General features: G+C 60.7%; 21 protein-coding genes. 5 read left to right on the plus strand and 16 right to left on the minus strand.

Features of this window, described 5'->3' with window-relative positions; all coding sequences use genetic code 11:
• Positions 1-13 precede the first annotated feature (13 nt).
• From paaE to paaX, 7 genes are all read right to left on the minus strand, one after another.
• Positions 14-1,090: a 1,2-phenylacetyl-CoA epoxidase subunit PaaE gene (paaE, locus tag NBG89_RS20605; protein WP_431323984.1), complete on the minus strand. Its 1,077-nt coding sequence runs from the start codon at positions 1,088-1,090 to the stop codon at positions 14-16.
• Positions 1,091-1,115: 25 nt separating this feature from the next.
• Positions 1,116-1,640: a 1,2-phenylacetyl-CoA epoxidase subunit PaaD gene (gene paaD / locus NBG89_RS20610; protein WP_431323985.1), complete on the minus strand. Its 525-nt coding sequence runs from the start codon at positions 1,638-1,640 to the stop codon at positions 1,116-1,118.
• Between the two features lie 15 nt (positions 1,641-1,655).
• A complete protein-coding gene (gene paaC, locus NBG89_RS20615) occupies positions 1,656-2,435 on the minus strand; it encodes a 1,2-phenylacetyl-CoA epoxidase subunit PaaC (protein WP_431323986.1) in 780 nt (259 codons plus the stop codon).
• On the minus strand, positions 2,435-2,719 hold the full coding sequence (gene paaB / locus NBG89_RS20620; RefSeq protein WP_088705202.1) for a 1,2-phenylacetyl-CoA epoxidase subunit PaaB: 285 nt from the start codon (positions 2,717-2,719) through the stop codon (positions 2,435-2,437). The genes paaC and paaB overlap by 1 nt, the downstream gene beginning before the upstream one ends.
• Positions 2,720-2,823: 104 nt before the next feature.
• Positions 2,824-3,828 carry a 1,2-phenylacetyl-CoA epoxidase subunit PaaA gene (gene paaA, locus NBG89_RS20625; protein WP_431323987.1) on the minus strand — a complete coding sequence of 335 codons (1,005 nt, stop codon included), beginning with the start codon at positions 3,826-3,828 and terminating at the stop codon, positions 2,824-2,826.
• A 25-nt stretch (positions 3,829-3,853) separates the two neighbouring features.
• Positions 3,854-5,059, minus strand: coding sequence for a 3-oxoadipyl-CoA thiolase (gene pcaF, locus NBG89_RS20630; protein WP_431323988.1), 1,206 nt, complete (start codon positions 5,057-5,059; stop codon positions 3,854-3,856).
• 191 nt (positions 5,060-5,250) lie between these two features.
• A complete protein-coding gene (paaX, locus tag NBG89_RS20635) occupies positions 5,251-6,144 on the minus strand; it encodes a phenylacetic acid degradation operon negative regulatory protein PaaX (protein ID WP_431323989.1) in 894 nt (297 codons plus the stop codon).
• Positions 6,145-6,586: 442 nt separating this feature from the next.
• Here paaX and NBG89_RS20640 point away from each other — a divergent pair, with 442 nt between their 5' ends.
• Together NBG89_RS20640 and NBG89_RS20645 are read left to right on the plus strand one after the other, a co-directional pair.
• A complete protein-coding gene (locus NBG89_RS20640; protein ID WP_431323990.1) occupies positions 6,587-7,603 on the plus strand; it encodes a LacI family DNA-binding transcriptional regulator in 1,017 nt (338 codons plus the stop codon).
• Positions 7,604-7,930: 327 nt separating this feature from the next.
• Complete coding sequence (locus NBG89_RS20645; protein ID WP_431323991.1) at positions 7,931-9,691, plus strand: acyltransferase family protein; 1,761 nt, start codon at positions 7,931-7,933, stop codon at positions 9,689-9,691.
• Between the two features lie 55 nt (positions 9,692-9,746).
• On the opposite strand, the gene NBG89_RS20650 is transcribed toward NBG89_RS20645, so the two are convergent.
• From NBG89_RS20650 to NBG89_RS20685, 8 genes are all read right to left on the minus strand, one after another.
• Positions 9,747-10,271 carry a hypothetical protein gene (locus tag NBG89_RS20650; protein ID WP_431323992.1) on the minus strand — a complete coding sequence of 175 codons (525 nt, stop codon included), beginning with the start codon at positions 10,269-10,271 and terminating at the stop codon, positions 9,747-9,749.
• A 101-nt stretch (positions 10,272-10,372) separates the two neighbouring features.
• On the minus strand, positions 10,373-11,770 hold the full coding sequence (gene lpdA / locus NBG89_RS20655; RefSeq protein ID WP_431323993.1) for a dihydrolipoyl dehydrogenase: 1,398 nt from the start codon (positions 11,768-11,770) through the stop codon (positions 10,373-10,375).
• A gap of 5 nt (positions 11,771-11,775) precedes the next feature.
• Complete coding sequence (locus tag NBG89_RS20660; protein WP_431323994.1) at positions 11,776-13,002, minus strand: dihydrolipoamide acetyltransferase family protein; 1,227 nt, start codon at positions 13,000-13,002, stop codon at positions 11,776-11,778.
• A gap of 3 nt (positions 13,003-13,005) precedes the next feature.
• Complete coding sequence (locus NBG89_RS20665) at positions 13,006-14,019, minus strand: alpha-ketoacid dehydrogenase subunit beta (RefSeq protein ID WP_431323995.1); 1,014 nt, start codon at positions 14,017-14,019, stop codon at positions 13,006-13,008.
• 1 nt (position 14,020) lies between these two features.
• Entirely contained in the window at positions 14,021-15,253 is a 1,233-nt protein-coding gene (locus NBG89_RS20670; RefSeq protein ID WP_431323996.1) for a 3-methyl-2-oxobutanoate dehydrogenase (2-methylpropanoyl-transferring) subunit alpha, read from the minus strand.
• 68 nt (positions 15,254-15,321) lie between these two features.
• Positions 15,322-16,449, minus strand: coding sequence for an acyl-CoA dehydrogenase family protein (locus NBG89_RS20675; protein WP_431323997.1), 1,128 nt, complete (start codon positions 16,447-16,449; stop codon positions 15,322-15,324).
• Between the two features lie 22 nt (positions 16,450-16,471).
• On the minus strand, positions 16,472-17,659 hold the full coding sequence (locus NBG89_RS20680; RefSeq protein ID WP_431323998.1) for an acetyl-CoA C-acyltransferase: 1,188 nt from the start codon (positions 17,657-17,659) through the stop codon (positions 16,472-16,474).
• Between the two features lie 25 nt (positions 17,660-17,684).
• On the minus strand, positions 17,685-18,452 hold the full coding sequence (locus tag NBG89_RS20685; protein WP_431323999.1) for a 3-hydroxyacyl-CoA dehydrogenase: 768 nt from the start codon (positions 18,450-18,452) through the stop codon (positions 17,685-17,687).
• Positions 18,453-18,552: 100 nt separating this feature from the next.
• Between NBG89_RS20685 and NBG89_RS20690 the strand changes: the two genes are divergently transcribed.
• The gene (locus NBG89_RS20690) at positions 18,553-19,614 is read left to right on the plus strand and encodes an AraC family transcriptional regulator (protein WP_431324000.1); all 1,062 of its coding nucleotides are present in this window, start codon (positions 18,553-18,555) and stop codon (positions 19,612-19,614) included.
• Between the two features lie 273 nt (positions 19,615-19,887).
• Here NBG89_RS20690 and NBG89_RS20695 read toward each other — a convergent pair whose 3' ends face one another.
• Entirely contained in the window at positions 19,888-21,435 is a 1,548-nt protein-coding gene (locus tag NBG89_RS20695; protein WP_431324001.1) for a Fic family protein, read from the minus strand.
• Between the two features lie 295 nt (positions 21,436-21,730).
• On the opposite strand from NBG89_RS20695, the gene NBG89_RS20700 reads away from it, so the two are divergent.
• Entirely contained in the window at positions 21,731-21,931 is a 201-nt protein-coding gene (locus NBG89_RS20700) for a hypothetical protein (RefSeq protein ID WP_431324002.1), read from the plus strand.
• Positions 21,932-21,967: 36 nt separating this feature from the next.
• Positions 21,968-22,822, plus strand: a complete 855-nt coding sequence (gene xdhC, locus NBG89_RS20705) for a xanthine dehydrogenase accessory protein XdhC (protein ID WP_431324003.1) — start codon at positions 21,968-21,970, stop codon at positions 22,820-22,822.
• The last annotated feature ends 102 nt before the right edge of the window (positions 22,823-22,924 follow it).

The raw sequence follows: 22,924 nt of genomic DNA on the forward strand, positions 1-22,924 counted from the left end.
TCGCCTTCGCGCCTTATTGGTCGTAGCTGACCACGACACGGTCGCTCAGCGGATAGCACTGGCAGGTCAAGACGTAGCCCTGGCGGACCTCATAGTCTTCGAGTGCATGGTTGACCTCCATCTCGGTCTCGCCCTCGAGCACCTTGGCCCGGCACGTCGAACAGACGCCTGCCTTGCAGGCATAAGGGGCGTCCATGCTGTTTTCGAGAGCGGCTTCCAGCAGCGTTTGCCGCTGCTTTGGCATCTTGAAGATGCGGGTGGCGCCGTCGAGCGTTACGGTTGCCTCGCATGCGGCCTCCCTGTCGGCGGCGGAAACGCTTTCGGTCTTGCGGCGTGCGCGGCCGGGCTGCGAGGACGCGAAGAGCTCGAACTTGATCTGCTCCTCGCGCATGCCGTGATCGCGAAGGGCGGCTGCGATCGTCAGCATCATCGGTTCTGGACCGCAGATGAAGGCGGTATCGACCGACTTTGGATCGATCCAGTGCTTGAAGAGTGCTGCGCACTTCTCCGCGTCGATCCGCCCGGTAAAGAGGTCGATATCCTGGGCTTCGCTTTCCAGCACATGCAGAATCGACAGGCGGCCAAGATAGGTATTCTTCAGGTCGTCCAGTTCCTCACGGAACATGATCGAACTGATCTGTCGGTTTGCGTAGACGAGCGTGAAGCGCGAACGGGGCTCGCGCGAAAGCGTGGTCTTGATGATGGAAAGCACCGGCGTGATGCCGCTGCCGCCGGCAAAGCCGAGATAGCTCTTGGAAACCTCAGGTTCGATCGCGGTAAAGAACGCACCCATCGGCGGCATCGCTTCCAGCGTATCACCGATCCGCAATTCTTCGTTTGCCCAGGTCGAAAAGCAGCCGCCATCGACCCGCTTGATTCCGACCCTCAAAACGCCTTCGTCACGTCCCGCACAGATCGAATAGGACCGGCGCAGCTCCTCGCCGTCGAACTTGCGGCGGAACGTCAGGTACTGGCCCTGCGTGAAATCGAACGAACCGCGGTCCTCGTCTTGCGGGGCAAGCGTGACGACCACGGCATCGCGCGTCTCGCGCCTGACGTCGGTGACCTGAAGGGAATGGAAACGTGCCATGTTGCGGACCTCACTAGGCAAAGGGTCAGATGCACTTGAAATAATCGAATGGTTCCAGACAGTCGGCGCAGCGATAGCTCGCCTTGCAGGGCGTCGATCCGAACTGGCTGATCCTTTCCGTGTTCGTCGATCCGCAGCGCGGACAGGCGATTGTCAGGTTGGAGCGGCCGGATAGCCGGTCAATGCGCTGGCGCAGGATGCCGTCTATGGCGGTGCCGTCGACCGGCGGGGCGATGCCGTAGGCCTTGAGCTTGTCGCGACCTTCGGTGCTGATCCAGTTCGTCGTCCAGGCAGGCGAAAGCTGCCGCTGCAGTCGCAGCTTTTCGACCCCCCTTTCCTTGAGTGCCCGCTCGATGTCGAGGTTGATGATTGCGGTTGCCGGACAGCCGGAATAGGTCGGCGTCAGCGTCACAACCAGCGTGTCATCCTCAAAGCTGACATCGCGGATGATGCCAAGATCGACAAGCGAGATCACCGGAATCTCAGGATCCGGAACCTCTCCAAGCCACTGCCAGACATCGGCGGTGGATGGCAAAGTTGCGGTCGTCATAACCGCCTCCTTCCGTTACCAGGTCGCCCCTGGATAGGCCCGCTGCAGAAATTGCAGGTCAGCCAGAATGAAGCCCATGTGCTCGGTGTGAATACCGCGCTTGCCGCCCTTATGCATGAAACCATCGGCTGGCTTTTTGAGCGTCGCTTCGTTTAGGGCCTCGCCAACCAGCTCGTCCCATTCGGCTTTCAGGGTCTCGGGCTGCGGTGCAATGCCTGCGGAAGCAAGCTCGGCATCAATCTGGTCGCCGATGAAGAGTTCGCCGGTATAGGCCCATAGCTCATCAAGCGCCTCCTGCATTCGCTGGTGGCTTTCGGCTGTGCCATCGCCAAGACGGATGATCAGATCGCGACTGCGATCAAGATGGTAGGCCACTTCCTTGAAAGCCTTTTCTGCAATGTCGGCGATGCGCTTGTCTGTCGATTGCGACAGTGCCTTCAGCATCAGGAAATGCCAGCCGTCGAACAGGAACTGACGCATCAGCGTCTTGCCGAAATCGCCGTTCGGACGTTCGACGAGCAGAACGTTGTGGAAGTCGCGGGCATCGCGCAGGTAGGCAAGATTGTCAGCGCTGCGGCCCCGACCTTCGATCTCGCCGGCAAGGCCGAGCCAGAGCTGGGTCTGGCCGATCAGGTCAAGGGCCGTGTTGGAAAGCGCAATGTCCTCTTCAAGGGCCGGTGAATGTCCGCACCATTCTGACACGCGATGACCGAGGATCAGCGCATTGTCGCCGAGGCGCGTCAGGAACTCGAAAAGCGCCGTGTCGCTGACTGACATATTGGAGATCGCGCTCATCACATATGCCCCACTTCTTCGGGAATGTCGAAGAAGGTCGGGTGGCGATAGACTTTCGAATTCGAGGGATCGAACAGCGGGCCCTTTTCCGACGGTGCGCTCGCCGTGATGTCGCTGGAACGAACCACCCAGATGCTCACGCCCTCGTTTCGACGGGTGTAGACGTCGCGGGCGTTGTTGACGGCCATCTCGGCATCGGGTGCATGAAGGCTGCCAACATGACGGTGATTGAGGCCGTGCTGGCCGCGGATGAAGACTTCCCAGAGGGGCCATTCGCTGGACATCTTTGTTTCTCCCTGCTTGCGACTCCTCGGTCGAAGACCCGAAAATCGCGTATTTGTTACGATAGCAACTGCTCAGAGCGGCGCCCTTCCGGGCGCTTTGATATTTATTCGGCGGCGATCCCAGCGACGTCGCGTCGTGATTTCATCTTTTCGGCATGGGCAATGAGACCATCACGGAACCACGCACCGTCGTTCCATGCCTTCTGGCGGGCACCGAGGCGCTCGGCATTGCACGGGCCGTTGCCCGCGATGACGGCGAAGAACTCTGTCCAATCGGGCTCGCCAAAGTCGTAGCCGCCCTTTTCCTCGTTCCACTTCAGATCGGGATCAGGCACTGTCAGGCCGAGATATTCAGCTTGTGGGACTGTCTGGTCGACGAACTTCTGGCGCAGTTCGTCGTTCGAGTTCTGCTTGATCTTCCAGGACATCGACTGGGCGGAGTGCACCGATGCGTCGTCAGAGGGCCCAAACATCATCAGCGACGGCCACCACCAACGGTTCAGTGCGTCCTGGACCATTTCCTTCTGGGCAGGTGTACCCTTGACCATCTTCATCAGGATGTCGAAGCCCTGGCGCTGATGGAAGCTTTCTTCCTTGCAGATGCGCACCATGGCACGGGCGTAAGGCCCGTAGGAACAGCGTTGCAGCGGCACCTGGTTCATGATCGCCGCGCCATCGACCAGCCAGCCGATCGCGCCGATGTCGGCCCAGCTGAGCGACGGGTAATTGAAGATCGAGGAGTACTTCGCCTTGCCACTGTGCAGCTGTTCGTACATCTCGTCCCGGCTGATGCCGAGCGTCTCGGCAGCGCAATAAAGGTAGAGACCGTGACCGGCTTCATCCTGCACCTTGGCGAGCAGGATTGCCTTGCGCTCGAGCGTCGGGGCTCGGGTGATCCAGTTGCCCTCTGGCAGTTGGCCTACGATCTCGGAATGCGCATGCTGGCTGATCTGGCGCATCAGTGTCTTGCGATAGCCTTCCGGCATCCATTCCTTCGGCTCGATCTTCTGGCCGGCGTCGATGCGCTCCTGGAAGGCACGTTCGACCGGATCCATCTCATCGAGCGTCTTGACGCGGGCGCTGTCGGTCTTGACCATCTGTGCGTACATGGTTCGTCTCCTTTGCCGTCGCGCGTCAGATGCGCTCGAGGATGATTGCGATGCCTTGGCCGACGCCAATGCACATGGTGCAAAGCGCGTAGCGACCGCCCTGGCGGTGCAATTGATAGGTTGCCGTTGTCACCAGTCGTGCGCCGCTCATGCCCAGCGGATGGCCCATCGCAATGGCACCGCCATTCGGATTGACATGGGGCGCATCATCAGCGAGGTCCAGATCGCGCAGCACGGCGAGCGCCTGGGCGGCAAATGCCTCGTTCAGCTCGATCACGTCCATCTGGCCGATCGAAAGACAAGCGCGCTCGAGCACCCGTCGGGCGGCGGGTGCGGGACCGACGCCCATGATGCGCGGTTCGACGCCGGCTGCTGCCATTGCCACGATGCGTGCCTTCGGTGTCAGGCCTTGGGCTTTTGCAGCCATTTCGCTTGCGACGACAAGGGCCGCCGCACCGTCATTGACGCCCGACGCATTGCCGGCGGTGACGCTGAGGTGCGGTCCGTTTACCCCGTTGAGCCTTGAAAGCTGTTCGATCGTCGTGCCTGGGCGCGGGTGTTCGTCGCGATCGACGACAACGGGATCACCCTTCTTCTGCGTAACCTTGACGGCAACCAGTTCGTCCGCAAACAGGCCCGCCTCCTGGGCAGCCGCCCAACGCGCCTGGCTACGGGCCGCGAATGCATCCTGGTCGGCGCGGCTGACGCCAAAATCGGCCGCCACATTGTCGGCTGTCTCAGGCATGGAATCGACGCCGAACTCAGCCTTCATCTTCGGATTGACGAAGCGCCAGCCGATCGTGGTGTCGTGGACGGCGTTGGCGCGGGAAAAGGCGCTGTCTGCCTTCGGCATCACGAAAGGCGCGCGGCTCATGCTTTCGACGCCACCGGCAATTACGAAGTCACAGTCACCGGCGCGAATGGCTCTTGCAGCCATGCCGACGGCATCCATGCCGGATCCGCACAGGCGGTTGACGGTGGTTGCTGGAACGGTGATCGGCATGCCGGAAAGGAGCACAGCCATTCGGGCGACGTTGCGATTGTCTTCGCCCGCCTGATTGGCGCAGCCATAGATGAGATCATCGACTTTGCTCCAGTCGACATCAGGATTGCGTTCAATCAGCGCCGCAAGGGGCAGGGCTGCCAGATCGTCTGCGCGCACCGTCGCCAATGCGCCGCCATAGCGACCGATCGGTGTACGAACGGCATCACAGATGAACGCTTCCGACATGCGCGATTTCCTCCTGCTCCCGCAAAGCCGATCAATCCCTCATTGATTAACCGACCGATCGGTCATGTATTTAGCATGTGATATGTCACAGATCAATGGAGTATTTGCGTAGATATGTAATGTTTAATGTTGCTGGGAAAATTCTAGCACAAAAGCCGCGCACCGAGCTGAAAAGCATCGGGAACGGGGAGCTAGATGGCCTCGCTGGCAAGCGTCTCAAGGCGAAGATTAGTTGTCGGCGTTGAGGCTGGCAGGGGGCCGGAGGCCGTCAGGAATGTTCGGGCTACGAACGCATCCGCCGCAGGCGAGAGCCGTCGATAGAGCTGTGAAAATAACTGCCGTGCCGCTTTGCCGGGCCAGTTGTCGGGTAATGCAGCGGCTGGCAGCCTTGGATCGTGAAGATGGACGGCGCGAAACCGATGCACCAGGAGAAGCCGGATTATAAGCGCCGTTGCGGGTGAAATCCCGGTGGTCTCGGCGGGATCTGACATCGAGCCGAACTGCTCCAGGAATGTTTCATAGGCGCTGGCATGGGTGGGCAAGTCCCAGTATTCCAAGGCAAAGGCCTGAAGGGCGTCGTGGTCCAGCGGGACCTCTGCTCGAAATACCAAACCAGGAATTGCTTCAGCCGAAATCCTTGCAGGCCCGACCGTCAGGCGGGTGGCAAGACGGGCATGGCCTGCACGTTTAAGCGTTTGCATGGCCTCCTCGACAGAAGGCCCCAAAACATGGACGAACTGCCAACTGCCCTCCTCAGGAGTGCCAAACAGCACGCGCGCTGCCGTGGCAAACTCGCGGCCGGCCGACCGCGACAGCCGGTAGTAGCTGCGCCGGCCCTCTCTCTCACCGGAAAGCTGACCTGCGGCGACAAGCCGCGAGACGGCGGTGCGCACGAGCGTCTCGCTGATGCCGACTTCCACACAGGTCTCGATCAGGTTGCCAATCCATGCAATGCCGCCACGCGGCTCGATGACGTCGCCGTAGATCGTCACGATAAAACCCGCTGCCTTAAGCGGGCTTTCGGCAAGAATCCGTCGGATCAGTTCGCTTGCCCGGGCATCTGCCTGATTGGTCGCTGCCGTCACCGGCTCCTCCTTGGATGGTGGCGGTGCGATCTATCATATTGAGCAGGCCGCCGCACCCCCACCACGAGATGGGGTGCTTTTGGCGAAATCGCGATGAACCGTTCTTCGAGGGCCGCCGATAGTGGCTGCCGTCGTATCACGGTTCCCGCAGCGCGCTATCCAGTCCTCGCAGGATCGGATAGGGGAAATACGAGCTGACGGTGCCATGATCTCGGCTGATACGATCATGCCAGGAAGCAGTCGCACGGGTTCGTCCGAGTCCCGATGGCCGCACGACGTCGATACTGCGTCGGCTCTTGTTGCAATCGCGTGCAGTTGTGGGCCTCGTCAGTCGTCGCTTCACTACGCTTGTTCATAAAAGTTTCATGCATCCGCGTTGAAGCATATGCTTGCACACTTTTGCAGCTATGTGCGCAGTCCTGGCAAATGGAGATTGAACCGCGTGTCTGAAAAGGTTTTTGTGAGCGCCCAGGAGGTCGCCGACAGGGCAGGCGTTTCGCGATCCGCCGTGTCGCGGACGTTCACGCCGGGTGCCAGTGTCTCAGCAGAGACGCGACGGCGAGTTCTCGAAGCTGCCGAAGCGCTTGGCTACCATGTCAACGAGCTTGCGCGCGGTCTCATGCGCAATGAGAGCGGCATCGTCTGTCTGATCGTCTCGGATGTCGCGACACCTTACCGGTCTGCGCTGCTGCGCGAACTGACGTTGCTGCTGCAGAATGCCGGCAAGGTCGCGATGCTGATCAATACCGATCGCTCGGACGGCAGTGTTGATCGTGCCCTTCGCCAGGCGATCCGCTATCGTGCTGATGCTTCAATCATCCTATCGGGTATGCCGGACAAGTCGATCGCGCAACTCTGCCTGCGCAGTGGACAGCGGCTTGTTCTCATCAATCGCGACGACGAGCAACCCGGTCCGTTGCGGATCAACCTCGACGATTGCGAGGCGGCCGGACGTGTGGTCACGGCCTTCGTCAGAGCGGGATGCAGGAAGCTGGCCTTTGCCAATTCGGAAGCGGGAACACCAAGTCTGATGGCGAGAGAACGTGGTTTTGTTGCCGCGGCGGCCGCGCTCGGGATGGAGGTTTCCGTCGATCGCTATGGCTGGACAGGCTACGAGGCGGGAAAGGTCCTGGCGCAGCGAATGCTGACGCGCAGCGAACGTCCAGATGCCGTCTTTTGCGCGACCGATCTCTTGGCCTGCGGCTTCATGGATGCCGCCCGCCATCAATTCTCGATCTCGGTGCCGGGCCAACTCTGCATTGCCGGCTTCGACGATATCGAGCAGGCCGCCGGGTCTTCTTATGGCCTCACGACATTTGCCCAGCCGATTTCAGCGATCGCTTTCAAAACGGTCGAGTGGCTTTCGCTTCCTAAGGCGGAGAACGATGGCACCATCCACGGGCAGTCGATCAGACTTCATGCCGAACTGGTTTGGCGTGGGTCGATTCGAGGTGGCTAGAACGTTTCCGCTTTTCTCGGAAACGCTATCTTGTTTGCCGATGGACAAGCGCTCCCCACTTTTCCTGGAATCGCTTTCGGACAACGCCGCCAAAAAGGTCTAGGCGGCGGGCTCATGCTAACTATTCGGCTGAGCGGCCGTCCGCAGCTACCGCATTCGGCAGCAGCCGATCGCGGCCCTACGCCATTTGTTCATATTATTCGCTGGATGTGCCCGTGATACGGATTTTGGGTGCGCGCGGACAGGCCCGCCGGCGTCGGCAACAGCTCGCCGTGTACCGAGGCAAACCGGGGCATGGGCGAAAGATTTGCGGTTAGGGCCAGGTCTATGGAACATCGCCGGGAGATTGATGGGCTTCGCGCTATTGCCGTGGTGCCGGTCGTTCTGTGGCACGCGGGTTTTACTCCTTTCAGCGGGGGATTTGTCGGCGTCGATATCTTCTTCGTCATCTCCGGATTTCTTATCACGGGAATCATTATTCACGAACTTGACGAGGGACGCTTCTCGCTTGCGCGGTTCTACGAACGTCGCGCCCGGCGCATCCTTCCGGCACTTTTCGTCGTTGTCGTGGCGTGCGTCCCCTTCGCATGGTTCTGGATGCTGCCGGACATGTTGGAGAACTTTGGGCAAAGCGTCGTCGCAACCTTGCTCTTTGCCAACAACCTGCTGCTTGCCAAGACCAGCGGCTACTGGGATTTGGAAGCGGAGTTCAAGCCGCTGCTGCATACCTGGAGCCTCGGCGTCGAGGAGCAATATTATGTGCTTTTCCCATTGCTGCTGCTGATCCTGTGGCGCTGGGGGCGCAAATCCGCTCTGGTGGCCACGGCGGTCATCCTGCTGGCAAGTTTCATCACGTGTGAGATCGGCGGTCATCTCTCTCCGCAAGTAAATTTCTACCTGACCACCTCGCGCGCATGGGAAATCCTTGTCGGCTCGATCTGCGCATTCGTCGGCTTGCGTCTATCGAGGAGAAGCAACGAAGCGCTCTCCGCCGTCGGCCTGCTTCTGATCGCCGTCTCGATTTTCTTCTACGATAAGAATGTCCCATTTCCCTCGCTTTTCACGGTTGTGCCGGTCGTCGGCACTGCCCTGGTCCTGCTGTTTGCGCGTCAGGGGACCATCGCTTGCAGCATGCTTTCACTGCCGCCGCTGGTTGGCATTGGGCTGATCAGCTACAGCGTCTATCTCTGGCACCAGCCGTTGTTTGCCTTTGCACGGACCTACAGCCTCGATCCGCTTACACCCGCTGTCATGTCTGCCCTCGTCGCAGCAACCTTCATATTCGCCTGGTTAACGTGGAAGTTTGTCGAGACCCCCTTTCGAGATCGCTCCGTTATGCCCATCCGGCTTTTTGCGACGGGGCTCGCTACGGCTGCGACAGTACTGCTTTCAGTCGGGCTCGGGGCGCACTTCAGTCACGGCTTCCCCGATCGTATCTTCAACGGCACCGACGAGCGTGGGATGTTCATCGCTTACAATGCGGCTGTCTTCCGCTTCAAGGAGGACGATTTTCCGAAGAACGGAAGACGAAACGTGCTGGTGATGGGCGACAGCACAGGGCGCGATTTCGTCAATATCATCGAGGAGGCCAGGCGCCAGAGGGACTACAACCTGATCTATCGGGACGACTATGAATGCCCCAGCAAGGCACCGCCCTCCCCAAAACTAACCCGGCTTTTCGACGAGGCTGATGTCTTCATTATCGTCTATATCGCCGCCCCTTGCGCCGGCCAACTGGTCGCGGATATCGGCGCGGAGAACGCAAAGAAGCTAATCGTCGTCGGGCCGAAACATTTCGGCTACAACCTCAATCCCTTCCTGCGAATCCCGTCTCATGAACGCGCGGCCGCGCGGGCCAAGGTGCTTCCGTCCGTCGTTGATGAGAACAACATCCAGCGCGCGACGCTTCCGCCGGGCGGCAAGTTCGTCGATCTTCTGCACCTTGTCGGCAGGGACGGCACGACGCTGCCAGTGTTCGATGAAAACGGTCATTTCCTATCGCAGGACAGGGTCCACCTGACAAAGCCAGGGGCCATCTACTTCGCGCAACGCATATTCACGGATCCGGCTTTAGCGGCCCTTCATTAGATCTTGGCGGCGCAACTGTGACGCACTCGAACCGACCGCGACTAGGCCTAACCCATTACTTCCATTCCCAGAACACAGCAGATGAAAAAGGCCCCTGCTGCACGACGCCGTCTGCTCGAGCCTGCCGCTCATAGACTGCTGCATCGGCTTCTCCGTTTAGCCCGACAAAGTGCATCCTGGTTGATGTCGTCTTTGGCTGGCCTTTCTTGCGGTAGATGAAGTGTATGGCGCATGTCGGGTACTGCCAGTTATCGGTCAAAAGCTCTGCAAACCGCTTCGCGTCCTGCTCGCGTCCCTCTCCCGTAAAGGCCAGAAACTGGCCGAGATTGAAAAAGCCGCTGAACAGGGCATAGGCGCTTTGCTGCTGCATCTGGACGGCTTGACCCGTCGTGAAGTCGCGACGGTAAGACAGGCCCTCTGTCTGCCCCTTCGCCTTCTTTTCGGAATAGCTGACGAGGTTCTTCTGTGCGAGCAGTTCCATCGTCAACTCATAGGTCTGATAGCGCTCCGCGTTGGCGTGAAGGTCGTCGATCCTGGCTTTCAAATCAACGATATAGTCTCGGTAGAATGCGGCGGCCATTCCAATTGCTCCGGTCTTGATTGGAGCGCTAGCTAGCAGATAAAGCGGCGTGTCCAAACAGATATCGTGCTTCCAGTGCCGACCACGCGTCAAAACGGCGTTCAGATGTGCAACGCGTGCCCCAGTGCCTTCAACGCTGCTTCCTGGACAGCCTCGCTGCGTGTCGGATGCGCGTGGATGGTGCCCGCGAGGTCCTCCAGCCGCGCGCCCATCTCGATTGCCAGCGCAAAGTCAGCCGAGAGCTCGGATACGCCGGTACCGACGGCCTGCAGGCCGAGAACAAGACCGGTATCGGTACGCGCGACGACCCGCACGAAACCTTCCTCGGACAGCATCGTCATTGCGCGGCCGTTTGCGCTGAACGGGAATTGCCCGACACGGATCGCGTAGCCTTGAGCACGAGCCTCATCGGCTGAAAGCCCCGCCGTGACGATTTCCGGATCGGTAAAGCAGATCGCCGGGATGCAGCGTTTGTCCCAGGCGCGCTTCTTGCCGGCAACAATCTCCGCGACCATTTCCCCCTGCGCCATCGCGCGATGGGCCAGCATCGGTTCACCGGTAATATCGCCGATCGCGTAGACGCCCCGCATCGAGGTGCGGCAGCAATCGTCGATGCGCAGGTATGGTCCTGTGCGATCGAGATCGAGCTCCTCGATCCCCGATCCGGCAATCTTCGGACGGCGACCAACAGTCACCAGCACGCGATCGGCAGGAAACAACTGTTGCTGGCCGTCCGACGTTACGACGGCCAGCGCATTGCCGTCGTCCGAGAGGCCCTTCGCTTTTGCGCCTGTCAGAACGCGAACGCCGAGTTCGCCAAGGCGTCGTGCAACCGGCCGTACGAGATCGGCATCATATTGCGGCAGTATCTGCTGCATGGCTTCAACGACGGTTACGTCCGAGCCGAGCTTGGCGAATGCCGTGCCAAGCTCAAGGCCGATATAGCCTCCACCCACGACAACGAGTTGCTTTGGCAATTCGGCGAGCGAAAGCGCCTCCGTCGACGAAATGACCGGACCTGCGAAGGGCATGGCAGCCAGTTCGACAGGTTCTGAACCTGTAGCAATCACCACCGTCTCGGCGCGAATGACCTGCACGCCCACTTCGGTCTCGACCTCCACCGTTTTCCCGTCACGGAAGGCGGCCCGGCCATGGACGATCTTGACCCTTGCCTTTTGCAGGAGGGCAGAGACGCCTCCATTCAACCGGCCGACGATACCGTCCTTCCAGGCGATGGTCTTTGCAAGGTCGATCGATGCGGCTTCGACTCGAATGCCCATGGCGTTCCTGCCGGCAAGCATTTGTCTGGTGGCGCCAAACTCCTCGGCAGCATGAATGAGGGCCTTTGAGGGAATGCAGCCGACGTTCAGGCAGGTGCCGCCGGGCTTGTCGGCCTCAACGATAACGGTGTCGAGGCCGAGTTGTCCGGCCCTGATGGCGCAGACGTAGCCTCCCGGTCCGGCGCCGATGACGAGAAGCTTGCAGACGATCTCTTTCATGGATCCTAGCCTTCGATGAAGATAAGGGCGGGGGTTTCAAGAAGAACCCGGACACGTTGGACGAAGGTGGCTGCATCCCATCCATCGATGATGCGATGGTCGAAACTCGAGGACAGGTTCATCATCTTGCGCGGGACAAACTGCGTTCCATCCCAGGCCGGTCGCACCGCGATCTTGTTGACCCCAACGATCGCGACTTCCGGATGGTTGATCACAGGCGTCGAGACGATGCCGCCGAGCGCGCCGAGCGAACTGATGGTGATGGTCGAACCCCCAAGCTCGTCGCGGGTCGCAGTGCCAGCGCGTGCAGCTTCCGCCAGTCGGCCCATCTCACTGGCGCAATCCCAGATGCCGCGCGCCTCGGCGTTCCTAACCACCGGAACGACAAGCCCGGCAGGCGTCTGCGCGGCGATGCCGATATGGACGGCGCCGTGACGAGTGAGAATGCCCTTCTCGTCGTCGAAGGTCGCGTTGACGTTCGGTTGCTCGGCAACTGCCTTTACGATCGCTCGCATCAAGAACGGCAGCACCGTGAGCTTCGGCTGCTCGCGCTTGCGGTCGCGGTTCATTGTCGCCCGCAATTCCTCAAGCGCGGTCATGTCCACTTCCTCGACATAGGTGATGTGAGGAATGCGGGACGTCGACAGCGACATTTTCTCGGCGATCCGGCGCCTGAGACCAGTAAGCTTGACCTCCTCGGTCGACGTCTTCTTCGCCATGGCTGGCTGGATGTAGGACGGCTCGCCACGGGCAATGAATTGTTCGACGTCCTCGCGAAGGATGCGGCCGGCAGGACCTGATCCCTTGAGTTGACGCAGGTCGACGCCGCTTTCCCGGGCAAACAGCCGCACCGATGGTGACGCTAGCGGCTTATCTGCCGGAGCCGCAGCCTCGGGTCGTGGCACACTGGCGGCCTTCGGCGCTGGGCTATCGGTCGCTTTTGCAAGGACTTCGGCAGGACGCGCTTCCACGTGGCCGCTCGCCTCGCCGCCACTCGTCTCGATCCTGACGAGCGGAGCCTTGACTGCAATCTTGTCGCCAATTTCAGCGCCCAGCCAGACGACGGTCCCCGTGACGGGCGAAGGGATCTCGACCGTCGCCTTGTCGGTCATGACGGCAGCGATGACCATATCCTCCTTGACCGGGTCACCCGCCTTGACATGCCATTCCACAAGCTCGGCCTCGGCCACGCCTTCGCCGACATCGGGCATCTTGATGACAAACTCGCCCATGCGTCAGGCCTCCATGACTTCGGCAAGTGCGCGTCCGACGCGCCCGGGGCCGGGAAAGTAGTCCCATTCCTGGGCGTGCGGATAGGGCGTATCCCAACCGGCGACGCGCACCACCGGTGCCTCGAGATGGTAGAAACAGTGCTCCTGCACGAGGGAAGCGATCTCCGCGCCGAACCCCGAAGTCAGAGTCGCCTCGTGAACGACCACGCAACGTCCCGTCTTCTTGACCGATTGCACGATTGCATCGAGATCGAGCGGCAGCAGGCTGCGCAGATCGATCACTTCGGCGTCGATGCCGGTGTCTTCGGCCGCGGCAAGCGCGACGTGCACCATCGTGCCGTAAGTGATCACCGTCACGGCCGAGCCCGGACGGCGCACGTCAGCCTTGCCGATGGGAATAGAGTAGTGTCCCTCGGGCACTTCGCCGAGTTCATGCCTCGACCAGGGTGTCACAGGCCGCTCATGATGGCCATCGAACGGCCCGTTATAGAGCCGCTTCGGCTCCAGGAACATCACCGGGTCCGGATCCTCGATTGCCGCGATCAGCAGTCCCTTCGCGTCATAGGGATTGGAGGGAACGACGACCTTCAAGCCGCAGACATGCGTAAACAGCGCCTCCGGACTCTGGCTGTGCGTCTGGCCGCCGAAGATGCCGCCGCCGGTCGGCATGCGCAGCACGATCGGGCATGTGAAATCGCCATTCGAGCGATAGCGGATGCGCGCTGCCTCCTGGGTGATCTGGTCGTAGGCCGGATACATGTAGTCGGCGAACTGGATCTCGACGCAGGGCTTCAGCCCGTAGGCGGCCATGCCGATCGCGGTTCCGACAATACCGGATTCGCTGATGGGCGTGTCGAAACAGCGCGTCTTGCCGTACTTCGCCTGAAGCCCCTGAGTACAGCGAAAGACGCCGCCGAAATATCCGACGTCCTCTCCGAACACCACGACATTGTCGTCGCGCGCCATTGAGACGTCCATGGCGCTGCGTACCGCTTCAATCATCGTCATTCTGGCCATGTCAGAAACCTGCCTTCTGCCTTTGGCGACGAATGTGCGGTGGCATTTCGGCGTAGACACCTTCGAAGATGTCGCGCACGGAGGGTTTGCCGCCAGCGTGCAGCGTGCCGTGATGCTCGGCCTGCTTCTGGGCTTCGATGACCTCGTCGATGATTTCGGCCTCGGCCTGTACGTGGCGCTCTTCCGACCACACTCCCCTGACGATCAGATGCTTCTTCAGACGCAGGACCGGATCACCCAACGGCCAGGCTTCCGACTCCGTCTTCGGTCGATAGGCGCTCGGATCATCCGATGTCGAATGCGCACCGACACGGTAGGTGACATACTCGATCAACGTCGGGCCGAGATTTCGCCTCGCACGCTCGGCCGCCCAGCAGGCGACGGCGTAGACGGCGAGGTAATCGTTGCCGTCTACGCGCAGCGCCGGAATGCCAAAGCCAAGTCCACGTGCGGCAAACGTTCCGGAGCCGCCACGCGCAATGCCCTGGAACGTGGAAATTGCCCACTGATTGTTGACGATGTTGAGAATAACCGGTGCCTTGTACGTGGAGGCAAAAACCAGTGCGGAGTGGAAGTCGGATTCGGCAGTCGAACCATCTCCGATCCAGCCCGCCGCAATCCTCCTGTCGTTCTTGATGGCAGACGCCATCGCCCAGCCGACGGCCTGCACGTATTGCGTCGCAAGGTTGCCGGAGATCGTGAAGAAACCGTGCTCCTTCGACGAATACATGATCGGCAGCTGGCGGCCGTGCAGCGGATCGCTCTCGTTCGAGAAGATCTGGTTCATCATCTCGACCATCGGGTAGCCGTCGGCAATCAGCAGCCCTGCCTGCCGATAGGTCGGAAAATTCATGTCGCCCTTTTGCAGCGCCTTGCGGAAGGCACAGCTGACTGCCTCCTCGCCGAGATGCTGCATGTAGAAGGACGTCTTGCCCTGGCGTTGCGCCATCAACATGCGGGCGTCAAAGGCGCGAAGCTTCATCATGTTGCGCAGGCCGGTCAACAACTGGTCGTCGGAAAGCATGCCTGACCAGGGACCGACTGCTTCGCCTTCGCGATTGAGCACGCGGATGATCGAATAGGCGAGATCGCGGATTTCCTCGGGCGCAACGTCGACCTCGGGGCGCGGCACAAGGCCGGCCTTGGCAATCTTCACGTTGGAAAAATCGGGTTGGCCGCCCGGCCGGACGGCAGGTTCCGGAACATGGAGGCTCAGTTGAGCAGCGTCCGTCATATCGTATTTCCCTCCCAACGGCGATGTTCGCTTCTCTCCTCAGAAGCGGAACGTCGCATTCCTTATTCTTATAGATTGCGCGCGATCACCATCTTCTGCACGTCGCTTGTTCCCTCGTATATCTGGCAGATGCGGACATCCCGATAGATGCGCTCGACGGGATAATCGGCCATGTAGCCATAGCCCCCATGGATCTGGATCGCATCCGAGCATACCCGCTCTGCCATCTCGGACGCGAAAAGCTTGGCCATCGACGCCTCAGAAAGGCAGGGCAGCCCATTGTCGCGCAACGCCGCTGCGTGAAAGACGAGTTGGCGGGCTGCTTCGATCTGGGTCGCCATGTCGGCAAGCCGGAAGGCTACCGCCTGATGTTCGATGATCGCCTTGCCGAAGGCCGTGCGTTCACGCGCGTAGTCGCGTGCTGCCTCAAAAGCAGCGCGCGCCATGCCAACGGCCTGAGCGCCAATGCCGATACGTCCACCCTCAAGGTTTGCCAGTGCGATCCGGTATCCTTCGCCGTCCGCGCCCAACCTCAATTCAGCGGGGATCCGCAGGCCGTTGAAGGCGATCTGGCAGGTGTCTGTCGAATGCAGCCCAAGCTTTTCCTCGACGCGGATCACTTCATAGCCTGGCGTATCGGTCGGCACGATGAAGGCGGTGATCCCCTTCTTGCCGGCGTCCGGATCGGTCACCGCAAACACGATGATCATCTGGCCGTTCTTGCCCGAGGTGATGAACTGCTTGGCACCATCGAGGACGTAATGATCACCATCGCGGCGTGCGCGACTGCGCAGACTGGACGCGTCCGAGCCGGCCTGTGGCTCGGTCAGCGCAAAGCCGCCGATCCATTCGCCACTGGCAAGCCTGGGAAGGAAATGCTGCTTCTGTTCTTCGGTGCCGAATTTCAGGATCGGTACGCACGCGACCGAGCTGTGGACGCTCATGATCGTGGAACACGGTCCGTCGCCGGCTGCGATCTCCTCCAGAGCAGCTGCATAGGCAAGCGTGCCGGTGTCGGAGCCACCATATTGTTCCGGAACCAGCATGCCGAGCAGGCCAAGTTCACCCATCTCATCAAGCTCTTCGCGCGGGAACCTGTGCTCACGGTCACGGGCAGCCGCTCCGGGCCAAAGCCGCTCGCGGGCGAAATCTCTTGCGAGATCGCGGATTTGCTGCTGCAGTTCGGAAAGGATCATGCTGGTTTCCTCCCGGCCTTTCCTAGTGACGCTCGATCGCCAAGGCGGTTGCCTCGCCACCGCCGATGCATAGAGCTGCCATGCCGCGTTTCAGATCGTAGCGCTCGAGCGCGGCAAGCAGTGTGACAAGAATGCGTGCGCCTGACGCACCGATCGGGTGGCCAAGCGCGCAGGCCCCGCCATGGACGTTTACCCTTTCATCCGGCAGCCGGAGGTCGCGCATTGCAGCCATGGCGACGACGGCAAATGCCTCGTTGATCTCGAAGAGATCGACGGTGTCGAGCGGCCAGCCCGTGCGATCGGAGAGTGTCTGCAGGGCACCGATCGGAGCGGTGGCAAAAAGACTGGGCGCCTGCGAATGCGTGGCGTGGCCGGTGATCGTCGCAAGGGGTTGTAATCCCTTTCGTTCGGCTTCGGAACGACGCATCAGCACGAGAGCGGCAGCGCCGTCGGAAATCGAGCTGGAATTGGCGGCCGTTACGGTGCCACCGTCACGAAAGGCTGGCTTGAGGAGGGGGATCTTGTCGATCTTCGCCTTGCCTGGCTGTTCGTCCCGGCTGACCGTCTGCTCGGCCTTTCCCACTGCGATCGTGACCGGCGTGATCTCGGCATCGAAGTAGCCCGCATCGATGGCCCTTTGAGCGCGGGTGAGCGACGTCACTGCGTAACGATCCTGCGCCTCGCGCGTGAACTGGTAAGCTTCAGCACAGTCCTCCGCGAAGGTGCCCATCAAACGTCCCTTGTCATAAGCATCCTCCAGCCCGTCGAGGAACATATGATCGATGACGCGTCCGTGGCCGAGCCTGTAACCGCCACGGGCACGATCAAGAAGATAGGGCGCATTGGTCATGCTTTCCATGCCGCCGGCAACGCCGACAGTGGCGCTTCCCGCGGCCAAAAGGTCATGGGTCAACATGACTGCCTTCATGCCGGAACCACACATCTTGTTGACCGTGGTTGCACCTGTGGAAAAGGGCAGTCCTGCGCCGATTGCCGCCTGCCGGGCCGGCGCTTGTCCCTGACCGGCCGGAAGCACGCAGCCGAAGACGACTTCGTCAATGGCATCCGGAGCCACCTTGGCGCGCTGAAGTGCTGCGCGGATCGCAGCAGCTCCAAGATCGGGCGCCTTTGCCTCCTTGAGCTCACCCTGGAAGCCGCCGATCGGCGTGCGCGCCGTTCCGACAATGACGACGGGGTCCTGCAAAGCCATGTTCAAGCCTCCTGTGCCGAACGGCCTAGCGCACGCTCATTCGTAGTGCGCCATCGAGGCGTATGACCTCGCCGTTCAGCATGCTGTTTTCACATATATGGTGCACGAGTGCTGCAAATTCCGCCGGCCTGCCGAGGCGGGGTGGGAAGGGCACACTCTTGCCGAGCGCTTCCTGCACTTCGTGCGGCATACCCGCCATCATCGGCGTCTCGAAAATACCAGGGGCAATCGACACGACGCGAATGCCGTGACGGGCGAGCTCGCGTGCCATCGGAAGCGTCATCGAGGCGATGCCACCCTTCGAGGCGGCATAGGCCGCCTGTCCGACTTGCCCATCGAAGGCAGCGATCGAGGCGGTATTGACGATGACGCCACGCTCGCCTTCGGCATCGGGTTGCTGATGCTGGATGGCCGATGCCGCAAGGCGGATCATGTTGAATGTGCCGATGAGGTTGATGCTGATTGTCCGCACGAAACTGTCGAGACGGTGTGGTCCATCGCGACCGATAATTTTCTCGCCCGGTGCCACGCCGGCGCAGTTTACCAGTCCGCTCAAATTGCCGAAGGACTCCAGCGCTGCCGCCACCACTGCGGCCCCATCCTCCGCGCTCGTCACGTCGGCCCTGATATAGCGGGCATCCGCGCCGAGGTCTGCGGCGATCGCCTCCCCGGCCGCCTCATTGAGGTCGGCGATGACCACCCGCGCGCCATTTTCAACCAGCATGCGCGCCGTTGCTGCACCGAGGCCAGACCCGCCGCCGGTGACGATAAAGGCTCCTCCACGGATCAGCATCGGTCTGCTCCCATCACCTTGCGATCGTCTCTTGGGAGCGCGCCGTCCTCCCGGCACGACCCAACTCGGTCGATTCTATTCTGTCGCCATATTGCAAGCGATGACCAAAGTGCTGCATTGTTTCGGACAGTTTTGCCATAGGGTGGAGGAACTGGTGGCTGACATGGAGAGGCGCATGATCGCGCCGGCTTTCGTTGAGGAGGCGCTGGACAGTCTAAGGCGCATGGGACGACCGACAGCGCCGCTGCTGTATTCGGCCGGGCTGCCGGCCATCGTCGATCAACCTGTGTCGGCTGAGAGCTATGGCGCTCTCTGGCTCGCCATTGCCAGAGAACTCGATGACGAGTTTTTCGGGATGGGCGGGCGTCCGATGCGCAGTGGCAGCTTCACCCTGCTTTGCCATTGCGTCCTGCATGCGGCAACCCTCGGCCATGCGCTGCGCCGGGCTCTGCGTTTCCTCGATGTCGTATTGGATGATCCGCGCGGCCAACTTGTCGTCAGGGACGGGCTTGCCCAGATCGAGTTGGCGGAGGCCGGCGAAGCGCGTTCAGCTTTCGCCTACCGCACCTACTGGATCCTTATTCATGGAATAGCCTGCTGGCTGGTTGGGAGGCGCATTCCAATCCGCCTTGTCGATTTCCGCTGCGCCGAGCCGAAGCAGGAGGCCGACTATCGGCTCTTCTTCGGTGCGCCGGTCAGATTCGCGCAGCCGGCAAGCCGCCTTGGTTTCGACAGCGCGATGCTTGATCTGCCGGTGATGCGCACCGAGCAAGCGTTGAAACAGTTCTTACGCGGGGCGCCGGCCAATATCCTTGTGCGCTACCGCTACGATGCGGGGCTCGCTTCCAGTGTCAGGCGGAGGCTGGACAAGATGCCCCCTGCCGCATGGAAAACCTTCTCCGGTCTTGCCGCAGAGATGCGCATGCCGCCCTCGACCCTGCGTCACCGGCTGCGTGATGAGGGGCAAAGCTACGCCAGCATCAAGGACGACATACGTCGTGATCTTGCCGTCGATCTGCTGCTCAACACATCGAAAACGACAGGCGATATCGCCGCCCAGCTTGGCTATTCGGAGCCCAGCGCCTTCTTCCGTGCGTTTCGCAAATGGATGTCGAAGAGCCCCGACGCGTTCCGGCGTGAAGGCCGTGTGATCTCCGGGTAGGATGGACACAACCCGCGCCGGTGGCATGAAAATGCACGGGTGGCGATAGTATTCCAAACGGCGCACTATTGTCCTGCCGAGTATAAGGCGGCAATGGCTTCTGAACAAAGCCTGGCAGCTTCGCCCGGCGGGTCACTTTGCTCGACATGTCGACACGGTCGACATGTTCGGGCCAGGTATCGACAAAACGAGGGTCGCCAGACACATCAGCTCCTAATGGCTTCAGCAGGCCTGCTGTGCCGCGACCGCGGATCGCGATAGATGACATTGCGTTCAGCTCGCCACTCGTCGAATATCAGCATAGATGGCCTCGATGCGACTGGCCTCTGCGTCGCTAAGCGCCGAAAACTCATTGTCGCGAGCCCGCTTTGACAGTCTCCCTTCGTTCTGACGCATGAAGCGGAATAAGAGGTCCAGCATGCGATCGGGCATATCAATCATCTGCTGCACTTCGATCTTGAACGCGTCATAGACGCGCAGGAATGCCGTCTCGGCCGGCAGATCCACATCGATCGTTCGGGCTACACACTCGAACAGGAATTCGGCGTGCGGCGTCGCGTCGAAGTAGCGGTAGAAGTCGGCGGTGTCATTCAGCACCGTGACGTTGCCACGATCCGTTGATTGCCAACGAACAAGTGGCAAAAGGCGGCGTGAGTAACTTTCCAATACGTTTCGATAGGCATCGATGCGGTCTAGGATGACGGCCGAGATCGGAAAGACAAGCCCGGGAGGATTGAACCCGCGCTCGGCGAGAACATGATGGATCAGATAGCGGTGCAGTCGGCCGTTTCCGTCTTCGAAAGGGTGGATATAGACGAAGCCGAAAGCGAGAGCCGCGGCGGCGAGAACTGGATCGAAGTGCTGTGCCGCGCCGCGGTCGAAAGAGGTCAGGCCGTCGATCAACGAGGGCAGATCTTCATGTCGTGCGCTGACATGATCGGGGATGGGCGCGCCCGTCAGGCGATCATGCTCGCCGATGAAGCCACCCTCAACGCGCAGGCCAAGACGGACGAAGCGCGCGTCGCCGATGACAATGCGCTGCAACCGCTCCAGTTCGGCGCGATCTACTGGCCGGCGGCCGGCTTCACCGATCACCTGGCCCCAGCGCTGGATGCGATCTTGCGGCGGATCTTCTCCCTCGATCTGGAAGCTCGAGCGCGAATCCTTGAGCAGCAGGAATGCAGCGGTGCGTGCAAGCAGGTCCGCCGGCACTTCGGCGATCAATTGCCGCGCTTCGTCGCCGAGCCCGCGCGCAACGAACGCCTCGAGTGCGGGCGTGCGGAAGATCATCGGGCAGAAGTCTGGTGTGCCGGGCAAATTGTTTTTTACCCGATGTCTTGTCGAGCTCGTTCCGCCAACCGCGAATTGCCTTTCGGGATCGACGATGAGAGCATAGGTGCCCTGTGCCGCGTCGGGCAGATCGAGCCGTGTATCGAGCAGCCATTCGTAGAGAAACCACAGCCGTCGCGCATAGGCGCCAGTAGGCGCCGCGCGCACCATGTTGGTGATCGCTTCAGAACCTGTTTCTCGGAACAGGGCTTTCAGAACGGCAAGGTCCAGCCCTTCATAGCGCAGCGCGAAGGTCAGGTGTCCGGCAAGGTTATTGTCCGGCTGGTGGCGCGGGGTGTAAAGTTTCCAGCCCTCAGCCTGATAGACTTTGTGGCGTGGACCGATCGCGGACAGGGTAATTGGCAAAGGAACGGATAATTCAAAGGCATCGATCATGGCCGCATAGCCGACAGGGATGGCGGCTTCCGGCATCGAGCGACCGTGAAAAATGCTGACCGCGCCTGAAAACGGCTTTCTTTGTCCGTGTTCCATGAACTCTGATATCCGCATCTGAAAATTACTTTTGGAGCGAAGCTCTCATGAAATTCGATAAGCAGCAATGAATTTTGATGAAAGAGAGGCTCTCTTTGCGAAGAATGATTCTGGCGACACGTTGAGCGCAGCAATTTCCAGCTCGCGTGTTGGGCTATCGCGACTGGTACGAATTCTCCGTCAACCTTAGCCATAACGGGCTGCCCTCATGCATCGCCACGACCCTCCGCCACTGCGACAGCACATCCAGGCCCGCCTGCCTGCAAGCCCCTCGGCGCGAAGAACGTCGATCAGAATGTTTAACGTTCGCGTTGCGGAGTGGTCGCTGAACAAGGAGGATAGCGTCCGTTGGTCGAGGGCCGTCGGCACGGCACAGATCATGCTCGCAATTTCGCTCTTCGAGGCAATCTCGATGGCGGATGCGAGCGTTGCGGACTATCATGCTCTTCCTGCATCGATCAGCCCGTCACGCCGAGCGTGCATCGATGGCCATTGAACGCACGCGTTTTGTTGAAAGGAAAGGTTGAACCGGATGCCTGCCGCTCGCGACGATTTGCGGGACTTTCTGCGCGAGGAGCGCCATTGCATCCTCGTCGAAGTGACGGGAGCGGTCGGCTCGACGCCGCGCGATACCGACGCGTGGATGCTGGTTTCCAAACGCCGCGCCTTTTTAACCATTGGAGGCGGGCAATTGGAGTATATGGCAATTGACCAGGCACGACGGGCGCTTCGCAACTCCCAGCCGATCGCAGCAATGAGCATTCCTCTCGGACCGGAGATCGGTCAATGCTGCGGCGGTCGGGTCGGGCTTTCCTTCGCGGCAGTAACACCCGAACTGGCCGATGAATTGATTGTGCGAGCCGATGCCGAAATTGCCCGGCGTCCGCATGTCTATATCTTTGGTGCGGGCCATGTCGGTGACGCGTTGGCCGCGGCGCTGTCGCTGGCGCCATTGCGCACAGTCCTGATCGATACCCGTGAAGACGAGCTTGCGGCGTCGCGTGCGTCGGGCATCGAAACTTGCCTGACCGCAATACCCGAGGCGATCGTGCGCGATGCACCGGCTGGGAGCGCCTTCGTCATCCTCACGCACGACCACGCGCTCGACTTTTTGATTGCCGCAGAAGCACTGTGTCGGGACGATGCCGCTTATGTCGGGATGATCGGCTCGAAGACGAAGCGTGCGACCTTCAAGAATTGGCTCTTACGCGAGGTCAAAAGGCCAAAGCTTCTCGATCGGCTCGTCTGCCCGATCGGAGGCACCGCAATCAAGGACAAGCGTCCCTCTGTCATCGCGACATTGGCCGCTGCCGAGATCATGGTGGCGGCGTTGTCCTTTGCCGCAGCGGCCAAAACAGGAGAGCCGACGCTGAAAGTCAGCAGATGATGCTGTGACTGTTGTCCTGGACATGCGCCATCTGCATTGCGCAGGAAGTCGTCGACAGCTGCGGTGTCGTCAACTCGTGGCCTTGCGAAACGATCCGCCGCC

Source organism: Rhizobium sp. YTU87027 (assembly GCF_050644135.1).
Lineage (GTDB): Bacteria > Pseudomonadota > Alphaproteobacteria > Rhizobiales > Rhizobiaceae > Rhizobium.